The following is a 17,739-nucleotide window of genomic DNA, read 5'->3' on the forward strand; positions in this document are numbered from 1 at the left end:
CTTATCTTTTGAAGAAAACTAAAAGTATAATCAGCTTTATTTTGTAATTTATTGATATGTAGTAATCTATGTGGTTAGCATTATGTGTTTAAAAGGACTATCACATAATCGATTATATTAACCTTTTTACTCATTTGAACGAGAATGTAATGCAAATTATCGGGTTTGTAATCGATGTACCGTACTTTGATTTTACCTTTGATCTTGTATTGGAATTGTAGCATTTACAATTAAATATTTGGCCCCAAGCCTAGGAAATTAAACATCCATTTTAGTTCCAAAATATTCTTTCAATGCAAGATTAATCCTAATACTTTTCATAAGCGAAGTATTCTCCCTCAAAGTTAAAGGTTTATTTATAAATCTTTAAAACATACAATTATTAATAAAAGAGAATTTAACTAAGCGGTGATGTTTTGCATCATTATTATTAACATGTAATTATGAAAATTATGGTAACAATTTTACTTAAAAATTTTAAAAAATCTTTCGTAGGAGCTTTTATTCTAGTATTAAGTGCCACGAGTTTATTCGCCACTAATCCTTCAAACGTTTCTGATGATTCAGATCAAAGAATGAAGATTAGTCTAATGCTAAATTCTGCTGGTACATACGAAAGAGAATTATTTGTAATGGCAGACGAAAGTGCAACGTCTGGATACGATTCAGGTTTTGATACAGCAATTGATGCAGTGCAAGATGAGGATATGTACTGGTTAATTAATTCAGGAAAATTTATTGAGCAAGGTATCAATGAAATTAATGAAGAAACTATTATTAAAATAGGAATGCATACCTATGCTAATGGTATCAATACGATTTCAATTCATAAACTTGAAAATATTCCTAGTACAATGAAAATATTTATGCATGATAAAACTTTAGGTGAATATCATAGTATTAAAGACGGAGCTTATGAAGTGTATTTAGATGCTGGAGTGTATTTAAATAGATTTGAAATTGTATTTGCTCAACCAGAAACATTGGGTGTCTCTCAAATTGAAACTAGAGAGAATCAATTAGATATACGTTTTTATTATGCAACAAATAAGATTGAAATAGTCAACAATGCTAATATTAATATCGAAAGTGTAAATGTATATTCTCTTTTAGGACAATCTGTATACACGTCGAATATATCAAATTCAAATAATAAAATAAATATCAATACTAATGCCATGAGCACAGGTACCTATATTGTTATTGTAAGTACTGAATATGGTATTAATTCAAAGAAAATTTTAGTTAATTAGTTAGTTTTTCATGTTAGTTTAAAGACCGCTTTCGAGCGGTTTTTTTTTATTTCAATACGATATCGTTTGGAGTAGAAAATCTAAAAGTAAAACCTTATATTCCATAAAACAAACTATTTATCTATCTCATGATTTCATTTGGAAATACAACAACACTTTCAAAACCGTCTTTATCGACAGATGCAATTCCGAAGTAAAAATTATCAATCACAATACCTTCCAAACTAAATTCATTAACATTACCAACATATCTGCTGTAGTCCCAAGTGGGAGATGTTGTATCTCTCCAGTATATCTTGTAGCCCTTGGCTCCATCAACAGTATTCCATTTTAGTTTGACAGACGCTTCTACAATACCACCAATTGCAACTGTAGTTGGCGCAGGAGGAGCAGAGGCTAAACTTGCCATATTAATTACATTTACTGCTGTCAATTTTTTAGCATAACCAAAGTTTACATGCTCAAATGTATCTCCATAATTAATACCATTTTCAGTGCGTATGTCTTGATGCTGTTGTGTGTAATTTTCATGTGCTTCCATAATTCTAATTCCTGGAAACCCTAAATCATTAAATGGTCTATGATGACCACCGCGTCCAAAACGATCTAAACGATAGACCATCATCGGGTTCATTTCTGGCATATAGGTTTTAACGGTGTTGTGGACATATCTAGCTAACTGTCTAGAAATCCCATCAACTTCTCCACCATAAAATCGTCTAGCAGTTCTTTGTTGTTGAGTTTCGTTTGGAGGTACAGGTTCAGAGAATATTCTGAAAGTGCGATTATCAATAATTCCATCTACACCCTCAATATTTCCAATCATGTCATTGTTTAAAATTCCAATAATTTCCCAACCTTTATCTTGTGCATATTTTGCTAACCCTTCCCCACCAAATAAGCCTTGCTCTTCACCAGATAAACCAACATAAAGGATGCTACTTTCAAATTTATATTGTGATAATACTCGCGCCGCTTCAATGGCTCCAGCCATACCAGAAGCATTGTCATTTGCTCCAGGAGCATCTGTTATGAAATCCATAGTATCACTAGCCCGAGAATCTATATCGCCACTCATTATGATATAACGGTTTGGGTATTTTGTGCCTCTTTGTATTGCAATAACATTGACTACCCAAGCATCATGAGGTACACGACGATTATCTTCTTTGGTTACAAAATCTTTTTGGTAAAATACATTGAGGCAGTTTTCACAATCTTTAGAAATAGTCTCAAATTCATTTTTTATCCAACGTCTGGCGGCTCCAATTCCTCGCGTGGTACTTGTGGTATCGCTAAATGTGTTTCTTGTGCCAAACTCTGTTAGCGTTTTTACATCTTGTCTTAATCTTTCTTCGGAAACAGTATCAATAATATCATAGATTTTTTGATGGGTTTGAGCAGAAATACTGGTCACTGCTATGAGAAATAGAAATAGTGCTTTCATAAAAATTATTTATTTTATAAATTTAAAAAATAAGTTTCTTACTTCATCTGTATTTTTGATATAAAACTGAGTAGCATTTTTTTTAAAGCCCAGTTTAACAGTATATACAGATTTTAGCAATTCTTGAAACATGTAGTTATTTGTTCAAACATCAGCTATAAAAAACGTAAAATTATAATTTGAAGTATTAAATAGTTTTGTGGATGCTTAGCCTTTATTTAAGCTATTAAATTTAATGTCAATGTCTTTTTTGCCTCTTAAAACAGTAGGATTATAATTAGAAGTTAAACCTGTTAAATCATTATCAATGGCTATGCTTTCAATTTAAGGGGGTTCTAAGCCTCCTTTTCTATAATATCTAGCCAGAGAGTATCTCTTCTCTTCAATATAAGTAAAGCATTAATAAAATATTTTAAATTAGGTATAATGTTTCCCATTTACCTTTAACGCCTTATCAAGGACCCAAAGTTTCATTAGTTTAACAACCATAAAAATAAATACAATGAATTTCTAAGTTTATTACTTAGTTATAGTAAAGTAAAACGTACTACCTACTCCAATTTTTGAGTCAAACCAAACTTTACCGCCATTAGATACAATCATTTTTTTAACAATTGACAATCCAATACCATTAGAATCTGTTCTGCTATTTAGTTTTTTAAAGCTGTTAAAGACAATATCAAAATGTTTTTCAGCAATACCAATTCCGTTATCTTTTACAGAGAACTGAACATAATCACCATGTTCTTCCCAGTCAATTTTAATGAAGCTCTTTTTATCTATATCTCTGTATTTACAAGCATTTTCTATTATATTTTGGAATATTTGCCTTGTTTTCACCTCGTTTAAATGAATAGAAGGAAGTGGTTTTAATACCTCTATATCTATATCATCAATGACGCCACGATATAAAATATTTATTATAGACTCAACAATTGGCTGCACTTCTGTTGGGTTGTTTTTTGTTTTAGATGTTCTATTTCCAGAATATAACAATGTGCTAGAAATAAGCTTATCCATATCAATCAGAGCACTCTTAATGGTAGAGATATATTCTAAACTTTCTTTGTTTAAATGGTCCTTATTATCTTCATTTAGCCAGTTAATGCATGAGGATACTGTCATTAGTGGTGTTTTAAGATCGTGCGATACCATGTGCGCATAATTAGACAGCTCATCATTCCTGCCCGTTAAATCTGAAATTAAATTTTCATTGCTAACAATTAGAGTTTTTAGTGGAGTAATGTCTAAATGAACACCTATTGAACCAATAACTTCATTTTTAAGATTGGTATTAGGAGCTCCACTAATAAGCCAATATTTTATATCGCCATTTTTAGTAATAACTTCAATTTCGTAAAGATCACCAACTCCGTTTTTTCGGATGCGATTTTTATCATCAATGATTTTTCTATTATTTTTATTTAATAAAATATTTTTAGCTATTTTTCCTACTAGTTCTTCAGAAGTATAACCGCACATCCTAGTAAAAGCATCATTTACACTTATGGTAATATCATTATTATCAACCTCCATTAAGCCTAAGTTAATATTGTCAATAATATTTTTGTACTTCATATTCTGGCGCTCTAAACTCTTATCATAGTTTGTTTGAGAGGTTACATCTTTATATCCCCAAATATGAGCTTGTAGACGTTTGTTGTGAAATATAGGTGTGTAATCTCTCGACACATACCTACCATCTTTTAATTCTAAAATTTCATTTAAAACGACCTGCTCCTTTTTGAGAATGTCATCAATCCTACTAATAAACATGTCTTCAGTAGTAAAATGTGATTTCAGTATTTCTCTAGCAGAACTGCATGTCAAATCAGTTAGTTTTTGTTCGTCTTCAATAGGGATCTTAAACATTTTTAAAAAGCTATAACTCACGTTTTCTATGCTACCATCTGCTGATTCAATGACTCTAGGGATAGAATCGCTTTTGAAAACAATTTCTAATCGGTGCTTAGCTTCTTCTAATTCAATCTGTTTATTTGATTTATCAAGTTCATTAATCGCATTTTTTAAATAAAGACTGATTAAAGTAGAGATTTTGGATAAAACGTCTAATTGTTGTTTGCGAAAGAAATGTTTTTCAGGATGCTCAGCATCAATTATTCCAACTAATTCATCACCTAATAAAATGGGAACTGTAATTTCAGAAAATCGCATTTTACCATCAGCAATATAATTTATATGTTTACTAGTGTCCCGTATAATAATACCTTTTTTACTTATTGCGACACTACCTACTATGCCTTGGTTAGTTTTAAATTTTAGCATGTTCTTTATTTTCTTGTTGCTATCCAGTTTTTCACCAGTAGCAGCCATTTGAACAAGCTCTTCATTGATAAAGGCATAAAAAACACAGTCGTCAGTGCCTAGGAATTCCGCAATATGTTTAACGAGATTTGAGGCATTACTTTTAATATCATCAGTGGCAAATAAATCTTTTAGAATCAAAGTTTCAAAATATAATATTTTCTGCTGCTCTTTGAATTTTTTGTTTCTTAAAGTCTCTTTAGTGATGTCTCGAACGATGGTTTGATAGGCGTAGGGTTTGTTTTTTGAATTAATTAAAAGTCTCGCTTTTATGGTTACATATTTTTTTTCTTTTTTCTTATTTATAAAGTCAAATAGAAGTAATTTTTTTTCATTATAACTCTCTTTTTTAAAGAGTTTATAAAGTTTTTTTTTGTTTCTCGTACTGAGGTAGCTTAAATCTTTTGGTGTCTCTTTTTCCGAAAACCCAATGAGCTTAAGTGCTTCCCTATTGATTTTTAAAATATTACCTTTAAAATCAACAACAATTAAGGCTTCGACTAGATTATCTAAAAGATTTTGTTGAAACTCTTCTTCGCTTAACAGGCTTTTCGATAGAGAAATATTTTTATTATAGAAGTCTATAAGCTGTTTTTCAATGAAACCTTCGGCAACCTCTTTGGCTTTGCGTTCTCTTTTGAGTGCTCTTGTTAAGATGTTTATGTTAGCAGTATTAGGAATCACAGATTTCTTTATTTGGAATAATTATTTTAATGCTTTAAAATTAAATTTCACAAATTATGTTAATAATTGGATATCTAATTTTACGCCTTCGTTTTTGTCATAGGAGTCATCTATAATAACAGAGCCTTTAACGTTAAAGTGATTCAATGACTCTTTTATCAAACCAATTGCAAAATAAGTTAGACCTCTTGAAGATTTATAAATGAGGGTTAGCTTATTATCAGTTCTGTTCTTAATTTTAAAAGTGGGTAGATCGGCATCATTATATATTTTTTTTACTTCAATATGAATATGATTTTCTATGCTCGCAAGAAAATCTAATGGTTTCGAATAATTTTGAGTAATATATGCATGCTTACAGATAAGATATGGAAAAACAAATTTTCCGAATTTCTCTAAAAGGACGACTTCTTTTATCTCTGTCTTCTTTGAAAAATACGTTAAAAGTGTAATCAATTCATTATAGTCATAGCTATTAAATGCACTGTAAACTCCACCTGAGGCTATATTGGTGTTTAAAATCATTTCGTCTACCATTTCTAATCCATGAGATTTTTCGACAAAATCCAAAAAATTAGTAAATATAAATCCCTTCATAATTTTATTTTAATTATTAAAATGATGTCTTCCAAATGATGATCTCCAATAATCTAAAATTAATAGGATATTATTATTATATTTTTCATAGTCAACTTCTTTTATAAAATAACCAGAGGCTCCTAAACGTTCGCATTTTTCATAGTCGTCAATATTATTGGACGTCGTAAGAATAATAACAGGAATGCATTTTAGTCTATCATCATTTTTGATAATAGATAGAAGTTCTATGCCATTCATTATTGGCATATTTAAATCGAGTAAAATAAAATTAGGTAAATTTGACTTGGTATTGGTTAATAGTTCTAGGCCTATTTTACCATTTACAGCGACCTCAATTTCTAAATCTGAATGTTTAGAAATTATTCTTTTTAAACCGATAACAGCTATTTTGTTATCTTCTACAATGAGCACTTTCATGGATATTCAATTAAAGAATTAATAAGACTAGGGATACTCATTGTACTGATAGTGCGGTTGTTTTTGTTAAAAAGTAAGGATTATAGGTGGTGTAAGATTTCTCTGTATAAAGTTAAGTTACAATAAAAAATGGATTTAGAATTGTTCTGGGGTTATTTATTTAAAAGTATTTTTATTTTAAAACACTAAATAGCTAATATTCAATATATTATAAAACACCTGAAATAGGGGGCTTAAATAATACAGATTCATTAAGATTAATTGATTTTCACCTATAGATTGAACCTAATGGCTAATAATAGTTACACTCATTTTGTCTTTTTTAGGTTGTATAGAGGTTATAATATAAATGTAATGAGTGTTTTGTGTAAAAATAAAATTTAAAATTTTTATCATTATAGTTTTATAGTATCGCCTAAAAATCGCTATTAGTTTTAGCTGACATAATAAATCCGTCTACAATAAAATTATAATGTTATTTCTGTTTATCATTTTCTATTTTACCTTTAAAAGCATAAATTTGAATATCATAGAAATGCTGATTAAAAAATGTTTATTTTATGAATTGAGATAATAAATGTCTTACTTCATCTGTGTTTTTGATATAAAACTTAGCGCTAGTTTTTTTAAATCCAACTTTAATAGTATAGGCAGACTTTGGTAATTCTTGAAACATATATTCATCAGTCCAATCATCGCCTATACAAATCATAAAATCATAATTTGTAGTATTAAGTAGTCTCGAAGACGCTCGGCCTTTATTCACACTGCTAGATTTAATTTCAATGACTTTATTCCCTTTTAAAACAGATAGATCATGATTAGAAATTAAACTTGTTAATACAGTATCAATTTCTGTGGTTCTAATTTGAGCAAGTTCTGGGTCTGCTTTTCTATAGTGCCACGCCAAAGAGTACCTCTTTTCTTCAATAAAAGTTCCAGGAGTTCTGTCAACAAACGTCTCTAAAATAGGTTTAATGTGTTCCATCCAACCATTTTTAACACGTTCTAAAGCTTCCCAATCTTCGTTAGGTATTTTTAACCAAACACCGTGGTCGGTGATAAGCTTATAATCTTTATGGGCAAACCATGATGTAAATGTTTCTCTATCTCGTCCGCTAATTAGAACGACATCATTTTTATCATCAGATTGAAGGGTGTCTAACAATGCATATAATTGTTTATCTGGACTTGCCTCTTTAGGATTGTCCTTAAAGTTCACCAATGTGCCATCATAATCTAATAAAAATAATCGACGCTTAGCTGTATTAAATTTTAAAATCATGTCGTGCTGAATTTCCGAATTCAAGCGTTTAGCAATTATAACAGCACCTAAGTTTTTAGTCGCTTGAAGTGATTTCATAAATTCCTCTGCCCATTTTTCAACAGTATAACGTTTTAAACGTTTTTGAAGAATTTCCATTCTGGAACGCTGCTCTTCTAAGGGCATTTCTAAAGCTTGTTTTAGGGTATCTGCTATTTGCTCAAAATTATTAGGATTTATAAGCATGGCTTCATTCATTTCTTTAGAAGCACCAGCCATCTCGCTTAATATTAATACACCGTCTTGTTCAGTTCGTGTGGCCACATATTCTTTTGCGACAAGATTCATACCATCTCTCACCGGTGTTATCATTGCAATGTGTGATGAGGTATATAGGTCTATAAGGTTTTCGAATGGCATTGAGCGGTAAAAATACCAAATTGGAGTCCAGCTTACAGTTGAAAATTGACCGTTTATACGACCTACAAGTTCATCGGTTTCACGTTTAAGTAATTGATATTGAGGTACATTTGATCTTGACGGAACTGCTAACATAATTAGGCGAACTTTTTCTTTATACTCAGGATATTTATTAAGAAAATATTCAAAAGCACGAATCCGGTTTGGGATGCCTTTTGTGTAATCCATACGATCAATAGATAAAATCATTCGTGCATCTTTGCTCGACTGAATATGGTCATCTAATCGTTTTTGAAGTTCAGATTTTTCTTCTTTTTTTTGTTTTAGAGCAGATTGATGAAATTTATTATAATCAATTCCCATAGGAAACGAGTCTACTTTCACAACTCGATCATCATAAGTAATTTCATTAAAGTTAACATCCAATCTCAAAATTCGTTTTACTGAGCTCAAAAAGTGACGTTGATAGTCGTATGTATGAAAACCAATTAAATCAGCGCCCAACATGCCATGAAGTAATTCTTCGCGCCAAGGAAATGTTCTAAATATTTCATAGGAAGGGTATGGGATGTGTAAAAAGAAACCAACGGTCGTATTGGGTTTTTTGTCTTTAATAAGTTTTGGAACTAATAATAATTGATAATCATGAACCCAAACCGTATCTCCATCTTCTATATGCTCTAAAACGGCATCAGCAAACTTTTGATTAACCGCTTTATAAGAGTCCCAATACGTATTTTCAAACTCAGTATATTCCATGAAATAATGAAATAAAGGCCATAGCGTTCGATTGCTAAATCCATAATAGAAATTTTCAAGATCGTTTTGTGTGAGTGATACGGTGTCACATTTTTCCTTTTTAATAAGCGCTTTTACTTGTTTTGATAAGTCACTATTTAGCTCTTCTTCTGTTAGGCCAGACCAGCCAATCCAAAGGCTGTTTCCTTCTTGATGTATAGTTTTTAATCCGGTGGCTAATCCCCCAACACTCGGTTTAACTTGCAGTTGATTGTTATCGATTTTTATTTGTAGTGGCAATCTGTTTGAAACAATTATTGTTTTATTCATCCTAAATATTTTGATTATCGATAGCTTTTTTATTATTTTTATTTAAACTGTATTGTAAACACTTAATATAAAAAAAAGATTTGAATAATAACTTAGACTACGGAATAATCGGAAATTGTAGAAGCGCTGCCTTAATTTCGAAAAAAGGATCGCTAGATTGGTGTTGTTTGCCTGAGTTTGATTCCTCATCGGTTTTTGCAAAATTATTGGATGATGATATTGGCGGAAGTTTTGAGTTTCTAGTGTCAAAAGAGTACTCTATTTTACAAGCGTACGTTGAGAATACTTGTATTCTAGTCACCTGTTTTTATTCTGAGGAAAACAGCTTTGAGGTACATGATTTTATGCCACGCTATAAAAAGGAAAATGGAGATTACTATGCTCCTCCTGAGGTTATTAGATATATTAAACATATTAAAGGGCAACCTAGGTTTAGAGTTAAATATAATCCAAAACTCGAATATGCTTTAGATAAAACCAATACCTATATTAAGAAAGATTTTATTGTAAGTCTTACCGATAAGGAAAAATTTGACTCGCTTTTTCTATATACCAACTTGGATAAGAAAGCTGTAGTTCATGGAGAAGAAATTACTTTGAAATCCGATGGATACTTTCAGGTTGGTTACAATGAAAAACTACTTATGTCTACATCTAAAGAGGTGTGCATAGAGTTAGATCGCACCAAAGCGTATTGGCTTGATTGGATGGAACGTACACCTACTTATAAATCTTATAATGCTGAGATTTCTAGAAGTGCGATGACCTTAAAACTGCTCAGTTATGAGAAAACAGGCGCTGTTTTAGCTGCAGTTACGACCTCTTTACCAGAGACTATTGGAGAGGTTCGTAATTGGGATTATAGGTTTTGTTGGATTAGAGACGCCTCTATGGTGATAAAAGTAGTGTCTTATTTAGGGCATAAACGTATGGCTAAACGCTATTTGAGTTTTATAACTAATTTGATTCCTGATAAGGATGAGAAACTCCAAATTATGTACGGTATTAATGGTGAAAAGCAATTGACAGAGTTACAACTAGATCATCTTAAAGGCTATATGAACTCTAAACCGGTACGCATAGGTAATGCTGCTTTTTCACAACGTCAAAATGATATCTACGGTATTTTAATGGATGTCATCCATCAACAATTAGTTAAATTTAATACAGATATAGAGAATGGAGAGGAACTTTGGTCCATAACAAAAGGTATTGTTTGGGTGGTTAATAAACATTGGCAAGAACCAGATAAAGGAATTTGGGAATTTAGAACAGAAGATAGGCACTTTACATTTTCAAAAGTACTATGTTGGGTAGCGATTGATAAAGCTATTAAGGTTGCCAAAATTTTAGGTAAGGAGCATAAACTTAAAAAATGGTTGCCTTTAGAGAAACAAATTAAGGACGACATCATGAACAATGCTTGGAATGATGATGCACAAGCATTCACGCAAAGTTATGGGTCAAAAGATTTAGATGCTTCAGTGTTACTAATGGAACCTTATGGGTTTATTTTAGCAAAGGATCCCAAGTATGTTAGTACCGTTAAAGCAATAGAGCGTGATTTGAGTAATGACGGATTATTATATCGCTATAAAAATGAAGATGATTTTGGATTACCGTCCTCATCTTTTACGATTTGTACGTTTTGGTTTATTAATAGCCTGTATAAAATTGGTGAAGAACAAAAAGCTAAAAAACTGTTTGATCAATTATTGTCCTATAGCAATCACTTAGGCTTGTTTAGTGAAGATATCGATTTTAAAACTAAACGTTTGTTAGGTAATTTTCCTCAAGCGTATTCGCATTTAGCGCTTATTGAGACAGCAATTAATTTATCAAATATTACAGAAGAAGAAAAAGAAAAAGAGGGTATGCATTGATCCCTATTCTATTAATAATAAAGTTCCAAATATATTGGCATCTATGTATCCTTGATTTTTATCCTCACCCGCAACAGCGATTGATCCGATAAAACTCTCTCGTTCATTACTGTTATCATTATCGCAATACGCTAAGGCAAAACCGATGCGTTTATTTGGTTTTAATTCAACTGTTGAGTTTTTGTTATCATCATTGTAAGAATCATCAAATACTAAAATTTTCACTTCCCAGATAGACGTATTGCCAGTAGTGATACGTTTTGATTCTAGATGAGAATTGTAAAGTTTTCCTTTTTCTTTAGGAGACATATCTACGACGTTTCCGTCTAATGCGATATGGTATGCAAATGCATTATGAGTAAATTGATGATTACCACCACTGTTGTCTTCATCTATAAAAATTTCTAAGCAGTCATCATTCCACCATGCAACTAATGGGTCTTTCTCTGTGTCTAAAAGAATATCATCTTTGATTTCTGCTAAAAGATAAAGTGCCTCATTAGTCCAAGTGAGTTTGTATTTCCCAGATAAATCTACTTCTGTATATGGATTCCCTAACCATAATTGATCTAAAGGATACCACTTTTGGGTTTCCCAAATAGGCTCATCCGCTTTGCCATCAATTACAATATTTGTATGTGCTTTGCTAACTTTTATTAATTGCTTTTCTTGCTTTGTAATTTTAGGACTTACAGGAGTTGTGGGTTCTTTACATTCAATAGAGATCATAATAATTAATGCCAAGCATAAGATGTTTTTCATTGGGATTACTTCTTGTAATTGAATTTCACGAGTTCTATGTCTCCATTATCATTTTTGATATCTACGTACACATTCATTTCGTTTTCGTTTACCTTTTCAAAACTCATGCCCTCAAAAATCACTTGAGTTGGTGTGATTTTAATTAAAGGGAAATCTACAGTTTCGTTTTTAGTTTCCCAGCCTTTCAAATCAGTATCAAAATGCTTTAACTGAAGGATTAGTGAGTTTTCTACTTCTCTAATAATTTCAATTTCATAAAAGGATACTTCACCGTCATTAATAAGTTTAAATGTGGCCATCATGGAACCTCCAGAAGGTTCGCTCCAATTTTCTTCGGTTTGGCCACCAAATGCTTCGCCTTTCCAATTCCCTGAGATCCATTTGATATTTTCAAGTTTAGGAGCAAGTGAATCCACTATTTCTATATCTTTTTCTGTTTGAGCAGATACAGATAAACTTAGTAAAAATAGGAGGCTATATAAATAGTTCATGAGCTGTTTTTATTGAATAAAAGTGACCTTAGTTATTTTACCATTCTCTATTTCGTATATGGCTACAGCGTTAAAAACTTCACCGTTTGCAGTGACTTGCTCTTCATCGATGACCTTATTACCAATAACAATTCGTTTTTTTACCAAAGCACTTAAATCTGTGGTGCGATCAAACCAGTCTTTGTAACTTTTTCTCATGGCATCTTTACCTTCAGTTTGCAACTTGTTAGGATACGCATATAAAGTAACATCATCTGCATAGTCTTTCATAAACGCATCGATATTTCTAGCGTTGTAGGCGTCAAGATTTCTTTGAACTATGGCCTCAACTTGAGAAGCTTCTGTAGAGCTTTCTGTCGCAGGTTCTTCATGTTCTGTACTTTGATTTTCGGTTGTTTTTTGTGTTTCTTCGGAAACTTGAGTTTCAGTATTAATAGCGCCAGCAATTAAAAGTTTTGTTCCTTCTGGATTAGTTGACAAACGTGTTATTTTTAGTATTCCTTCAGAAGATAAATTGGCGACTTGTTTCCAATCGTTATCTTTCTTCAACGTTAATTTATAGAGTACGTTATCTTTTCCGCTGAAAATCGTTTTATTATCCAACCAGCAAATATCTTCAACACCTGTCATCGTATTTGCAATAACTGTAGTGACTCCTGTTTTTGGATTTAGAGACTTTATTTGCCAGTTGTTGTCATCCTTTTTTGCAATATAACTTATGAGATTAGAATTTGGGATTCTATGAAATGATCGGCCTACGTTAGTCACGTATTTTCTACTTGTATTATCCTGTAAATTAGTAACAAATAGGTTTAAATCATCTCCTTCAATAACAGCAGATACTACAGTATTTTCATCAAACCATGTATAATATGCAACAACTAAATCCTGTATGAGCTCAGTAGAGTCACCGTTACTCATGTTGTAAGTATATAAACGTTGTTTCCCATCTGTATCTAATCGTACTGCTGAAATGTTGTTTTTCTTCGGAATTTTTAAAGGGGTGTATTCGCCTCCCTCCGAAAAATTAAGCCATGATTTTGAATCATAACGCATATCATATTTTGCAATATCTGTTTGATTATTTCTAGTGGAAGCAAATACAATATAACGATCATCTAAAAAAGAAGGCTGATTATCGTAGCCTTGATTATTTGATAGATTTTTGGCATTAGACAGTTCAATTTTTGAAGTCGTAGCTTCTACGTCATACAAGAAAATCTCTGTATTGGATTGTGCATTAACAGATGGGATTCCAATAAAAAAAGTGAACGTGAAGTAGATGAATTTCATAAGCGCTTATTTTAGATAAAGATATGAAAGTTTTGATATGGCTTTTATTAAAATTTGGTGGTTTATATTTTATTACTACATTTGTAGTATTAAAACTATGATTGTGGATATAAAACAGCTTAATAAAACCGAATTGCAAATCATGAAATATCTATGGATTCTTAAAAAAGGATTCATGAAAGATATTGTAGAGCAATTTCCAGAGCCCAAACCAGCGTATACGACGATTTCAACGTTATTAAAGCGTATGTGTGATAAAGATTATATAAGTTTTGAGAGGCTGGGAAGAGATAAACAATATTATCCTGTTTTAAAGAAAAATGATTATTTCTCTAAGCAAGTGAATGGGATGATCACCCATTTTTTTAATGATTCTAAATCTCAATTTGCTTCATTTTTTACGAAAAACGCAGATTTGTCGGTACAAGAATTAGAAGCGCTTCAAGAGCTTTTACAAGAGAAAATTAACAATAAAAAGAAGTAAATGATGGATTACGTTTTTTATACGGTCGTAAGTTTAGGATGTTCGTTCTTACTTTACTTTTTTATTCTGAAAAACCAAAAGACCTTTCAGTTTAATCGTTTTTTTTTCTTAGTAAGTGTCTCGCTTTGTTTGTTAGCTCCAGTACTAGAAATTAATACGTTTGAAGCAGTACCTAGCTTAACTGAAATATCATTTAAACCTTCCGTAGAAAATAGCATTTCCGAAGCGCTTGTAAATATTGGAACTACAGTAGAAACTGAAACGTCTAACTTTACATTATTTGCTATGCTTTGGTATTTGTACCTATTTATATCTATTGGTTTTCTTTTAAGATTTATCAAGAATTTATATGACATTATAAAACTTACAAAGCAAAATCACTCAAGTATTGGGAATTTGAAATTAGTGGAGACTAACGACCATAAAAATGGGTCTAGTTTCTTTAACTATTTGTTTATTAATTCTGAAAGTTTAAATGATGAAGACTATTCTAAAAGTGTGATTCAACATGAACTTGTGCATTGTAATGAAAAGCATACAGTCGATGTTATCTTTATAGAACTATTACTCTGTTTCTTTTGGTTTAATCCATTTATGTGGCTTTATAAAAAGGCGATGGTTCAAAATCATGAGTTTATTGCAGACAGTCAAACCGTACAATCAGGAATAGATCTCGAAACCTATTCTCAAACCATTATAAAATCAGGACACAAGGAATACCATGTTCCTTTGACTAGCGGATTTAATTTCATTCAAATCAAAAATCGAATCATTATGTTACATCAATCAAAATCATCTTTATTACAACGCACTTTAAAAATCACTTCAGTTGTATTACTTTTTTCATGCATTTTTGTGTTTAGCTGCACTTACAAAGAAATAAATAATGACCCGTTAATAGTGGTTATAGATGCTGGACATGGTGGGAAAGATTCTGGTAATTCTATTGAAAAGGATATTGTTTTAGACATATCTAATGTCTTAGCGTCTCTAGCCGACGAAAAAGTTAAAATCATACAAACGAGAAGTCATGATGAATTTCTAACATTAAGAGAACGAACAGATTTTATAAATACTACAAAGCCAGATTTGTTTTTGAGTCTGCACTGTAATGCAAGTCAAAATAAATTAGTTAATGGAGTGGAAGCGTATTATGACTCAGAAAGTACACATAACAAAATAACGCTTACTTATGCTGAAATTTTAGTGGAACATCAATTGGATCATTTTTCAAATAGAGGTGTTAAGACAGCCAAACTTTTTCTATTAAATAATACAAAGGTGCCCGGGATTTCACTTGAATTAGGGTTTTTAACTAATGAAAATGATAGAAAAGTACTTACGGATAAAGAGCAACAAGTGAAAATTGCTAAGGCTATATATGAGGGTCTACTGGAGATAAGAGATTTATAGTAAGATCTTCAATGTAAAAAGCCAATTCAGTAATTGAATTGGCTTCTTATTAATATTAAGGAATTTTGATTTCGGTATTATACTAAAAGCAATATTTACCCTCTGCTTTTACTTTCTCAGCAATCTCATTACGTAAATCAACGATATCTGGGAAGTTTGTATACTTCGTGAAGCGTTTAAGTCCCATTAACATCATACGTTGTTCGTCCCCTTCAGCAAAAGAAATAATACTTTCTTTTCCTTTGTTTTCAATCAAACTTACTGCATTGTATAGGTATAATTTAGACATTGCTATTTGTACAGCTTGTGCTTTTGCACTAGTACGTTTTACGTTTTTCTCAGTTCTTAATAGAGTAGATTCTGCCATGTAGATTTCAATTAAGATATCTGAAGACGCAATTAATAACTGTTGATGTTTATCTAAGTCTGTACCATACTTTTGAACAGCAGCGCCTGCAACCATTAAGAATACTTTTTTAAGTCTCCCAAGTATTGCTTTTTCTTCTGAAAATAACTCCGAATAATCTGGTGTTTCAAAAGAAGGGACACCCATTAATTCGTTAGCTACAGCAGTTGCTGGTCCTAATAAATCAACATGACCTTTCATTGCTTTCTTTACTAACATACCAACAGCTAACATTCTGTTGATTTCGTTAGTTCCTTCATAGATACGTGCAATACGTGCATCTCTCCAAGCAGATTCCATAGGTGTTTCTTCAGAGAAGCCCATACCACCAAAAATTTGAATCCCTTCATCTGCACAGTTTTGTACATCTTCAGAAACGGCTACCTTTAAGATGGAACATTCAATGGCATATTCTTCAACACCTTTAAGTTCTGCCTCTTGGTGTGTATTTCCTGCAGCTTCACGTAAAGCAATTCTATCTTCAATATTTTTAGAGGCTCTATAGGTTGCAGATTCACCAGCATAAGCATCAGTCGCCATTTTAGCTAACTTCATTTTAATAGCTCCAAAATCTGCAATAGGTGTTTTAAATTGTCTACGCTCCATAGCGTATTTTACGCCGTATGTTAAAATTCTTCTTTGAGAATCTAAACAAGCAGCAGCTAATTTAATACGACCAACGTTAAGTGCGTTCATTGCGATTTTAAATCCTTCACCACGACCGGCTAGCATGTTTTCGATTGGTACTACAGTATCATTGAAGAATACTTGACGCGTAGAAGAGGCGCGAATACCTAATTTATGTTCCTCTTCACCCATAGTGATTCCATTTGCAGCATCATTTTCTACAATAAAACTTGTAATGTTTTTATCACCTTCAATACGAGCAAAAACGATCATCACGCTACAAAAACCAGCGTTAGAGATCCACATTTTTTGACCGTTGATTTTATATGATTTACCGTCTTCTGTGAGTTCAGCAGTTGTTTTACCTGAATTGGCATCAGATCCTGCACCTGGTTCTGTTAAACAGTAAGCTCCAAACCACTCACCAGAAGCTAATTTAGGTACATATTTTTGTTTTTGAGCTTCAGTTCCGTACAAGGTAATTGGCATAGTTCCAATACCAGTATGCGCCCCAAATGCGGTACTAAAAGATCCAGTACCACTAGAGATATAGTCACATGTTAATACTGTAGATACAAAGCCCATTCCCATACCACCATAAGCTTCGGGGACAGCCACACCTAAAAATCCTAATTCACCAGCTTTACGCATAACGGCTTCAGTTAATGCATAATCTTTATTTTCAAAACGCGCCTTGTGAGGTATGATTTCACGGTCGTTAAATTCCGTAACTGCATCTTTCATCATATTTTGCTCTTCTGAAAAATCTTCAGGAGTAAATATATCTTCACATTTTGTTTCCTTTACTAGGAATTGTCCACCTCTTAATAATTCTTTTTCTTGAGTTGCTTCCATAACTATGATATAATCTTTTTGTTCTTTTTTTTATTTGTCTTTTTGTC

The 17,739-nt window shown here is 31.9% G+C and carries 13 protein-coding genes; 4 read left to right on the plus strand and 9 right to left on the minus strand.

What is annotated here, in order from left to right:
* Nucleotides 1–443: 443 nt before the first annotated feature.
* Nucleotides 444–1,253: a T9SS type A sorting domain-containing protein gene (locus ACJAZK_RS01530; RefSeq protein WP_415222267.1), complete on the plus strand. Its 810-nt coding sequence runs from the start codon at nt 444–446 to the stop codon at nt 1,251–1,253.
* A gap of 121 nt (nt 1,254–1,374) precedes the next feature.
* Here ACJAZK_RS01530 and ACJAZK_RS01535 read toward each other — a convergent pair whose 3' ends face one another.
* From ACJAZK_RS01535 to ACJAZK_RS01555, 5 genes are all read right to left on the minus strand, one after another.
* Nucleotides 1,375–2,700: a M28 family peptidase gene (locus ACJAZK_RS01535; RefSeq protein WP_415222268.1), complete on the minus strand. Its 1,326-nt coding sequence runs from the start codon at nt 2,698–2,700 to the stop codon at nt 1,375–1,377.
* 519 nt (nt 2,701–3,219) lie between these two features.
* Nucleotides 3,220–5,709 (minus strand): PAS domain S-box protein, encoded by a 2,490-nt coding sequence (locus ACJAZK_RS01540; protein WP_415222269.1) that lies wholly within the window; start codon nt 5,707–5,709, stop codon nt 3,220–3,222.
* Between the two features lie 54 nt (nt 5,710–5,763).
* Nucleotides 5,764–6,306 (minus strand): heme NO-binding domain-containing protein, encoded by a 543-nt coding sequence (locus tag ACJAZK_RS01545; RefSeq protein WP_415222270.1) that lies wholly within the window; start codon nt 6,304–6,306, stop codon nt 5,764–5,766.
* Between the two features lie 9 nt (nt 6,307–6,315).
* Nucleotides 6,316–6,726, minus strand: a complete 411-nt coding sequence (locus ACJAZK_RS01550) for a response regulator (protein WP_415222271.1) — start codon at nt 6,724–6,726, stop codon at nt 6,316–6,318.
* Between the two features lie 553 nt (nt 6,727–7,279).
* Nucleotides 7,280–9,478 (minus strand): bifunctional alpha,alpha-trehalose-phosphate synthase (UDP-forming)/trehalose-phosphatase, encoded by a 2,199-nt coding sequence (locus tag ACJAZK_RS01555; protein ID WP_415222272.1) that lies wholly within the window; start codon nt 9,476–9,478, stop codon nt 7,280–7,282.
* A gap of 80 nt (nt 9,479–9,558) precedes the next feature.
* Between ACJAZK_RS01555 and ACJAZK_RS01560 the strand changes: the two genes are divergently transcribed.
* Entirely contained in the window at nt 9,559–11,361 is a 1,803-nt protein-coding gene (locus ACJAZK_RS01560) for a glycoside hydrolase family 15 protein (protein ID WP_415222273.1), read from the plus strand.
* A 3-nt stretch (nt 11,362–11,364) separates the two neighbouring features.
* Here the strand turns inward: ACJAZK_RS01560 and ACJAZK_RS01565 are convergent, their stop codons facing one another.
* The 3 genes from ACJAZK_RS01565 to ACJAZK_RS01575 are packed head-to-tail and all read right to left on the minus strand — an operon-like array spanning nt 11,365 to nt 13,907.
* Nucleotides 11,365–12,123 (minus strand): CBM9 family sugar-binding protein, encoded by a 759-nt coding sequence (locus ACJAZK_RS01565; protein ID WP_415222274.1) that lies wholly within the window; start codon nt 12,121–12,123, stop codon nt 11,365–11,367.
* A gap of 5 nt (nt 12,124–12,128) precedes the next feature.
* Complete coding sequence (locus ACJAZK_RS01570; protein ID WP_415222275.1) at nt 12,129–12,614, minus strand: DUF6265 family protein; 486 nt, start codon at nt 12,612–12,614, stop codon at nt 12,129–12,131.
* A gap of 9 nt (nt 12,615–12,623) precedes the next feature.
* Nucleotides 12,624–13,907 carry a nuclear transport factor 2 family protein gene (locus tag ACJAZK_RS01575; protein WP_415222276.1) on the minus strand — a complete coding sequence of 428 codons (1,284 nt, stop codon included), beginning with the start codon at nt 13,905–13,907 and terminating at the stop codon, nt 12,624–12,626.
* A gap of 97 nt (nt 13,908–14,004) precedes the next feature.
* On the opposite strand from ACJAZK_RS01575, the gene ACJAZK_RS01580 reads away from it, so the two are divergent.
* Nucleotides 14,005–14,391: a BlaI/MecI/CopY family transcriptional regulator gene (locus tag ACJAZK_RS01580; protein WP_415222335.1), complete on the plus strand. Its 387-nt coding sequence runs from the start codon at nt 14,005–14,007 to the stop codon at nt 14,389–14,391.
* Entirely contained in the window at nt 14,392–15,804 is a 1,413-nt protein-coding gene (locus tag ACJAZK_RS01585; RefSeq protein WP_415222277.1) for an N-acetylmuramoyl-L-alanine amidase, read from the plus strand.
* An 82-nt stretch (nt 15,805–15,886) separates the two neighbouring features.
* Here the strand turns inward: ACJAZK_RS01585 and ACJAZK_RS01590 are convergent, their stop codons facing one another.
* On the minus strand, nt 15,887–17,692 hold the full coding sequence (locus ACJAZK_RS01590; protein WP_415222278.1) for an acyl-CoA dehydrogenase family protein: 1,806 nt from the start codon (nt 17,690–17,692) through the stop codon (nt 15,887–15,889).
* Nucleotides 17,693–17,739 lie beyond the last annotated feature (47 nt).

The organism is Psychroserpens sp. (assembly GCF_047633235.1).
Classification (GTDB): domain Bacteria; phylum Bacteroidota; class Bacteroidia; order Flavobacteriales; family Flavobacteriaceae; genus Psychroserpens.

Coding starts and splice junctions, on each gene's coding strand:
- ACJAZK_RS01585 (WP_415222277.1), top strand. CDS start 14,392: ATGATGGATTACGTTTTTTATACGGTCGTAAGTTTAGGATGTTCGTTC.
- ACJAZK_RS01570 (WP_415222275.1), bottom strand. CDS start 12,614: ATGAACTATTTATATAGCCTCCTATTTTTACTAAGTTTATCTGTATCT.
- ACJAZK_RS01545 (WP_415222270.1), bottom strand. CDS start 6,306: ATGAAGGGATTTATATTTACTAATTTTTTGGATTTTGTCGAAAAATCT.
- ACJAZK_RS01530 (WP_415222267.1), top strand. CDS start 444: ATGAAAATTATGGTAACAATTTTACTTAAAAATTTTAAAAAATCTTTC.
- ACJAZK_RS01575 (WP_415222276.1), bottom strand. CDS start 13,907: ATGAAATTCATCTACTTCACGTTCACTTTTTTTATTGGAATCCCATCT.
- ACJAZK_RS01555 (WP_415222272.1), bottom strand. CDS start 9,478: ATGAATAAAACAATAATTGTTTCAAACAGATTGCCACTACAAATAAAA.
- ACJAZK_RS01565 (WP_415222274.1), bottom strand. CDS start 12,123: ATGAAAAACATCTTATGCTTGGCATTAATTATTATGATCTCTATTGAA.
- ACJAZK_RS01550 (WP_415222271.1), bottom strand. CDS start 6,726: ATGAAAGTGCTCATTGTAGAAGATAACAAAATAGCTGTTATCGGTTTA.
- ACJAZK_RS01590 (WP_415222278.1), bottom strand. CDS start 17,692: ATGGAAGCAACTCAAGAAAAAGAATTATTAAGAGGTGGACAATTCCTA.
- ACJAZK_RS01580 (WP_415222335.1), top strand. CDS start 14,005: ATGATTGTGGATATAAAACAGCTTAATAAAACCGAATTGCAAATCATG.
- ACJAZK_RS01535 (WP_415222268.1), bottom strand. CDS start 2,700: ATGAAAGCACTATTTCTATTTCTCATAGCAGTGACCAGTATTTCTGCT.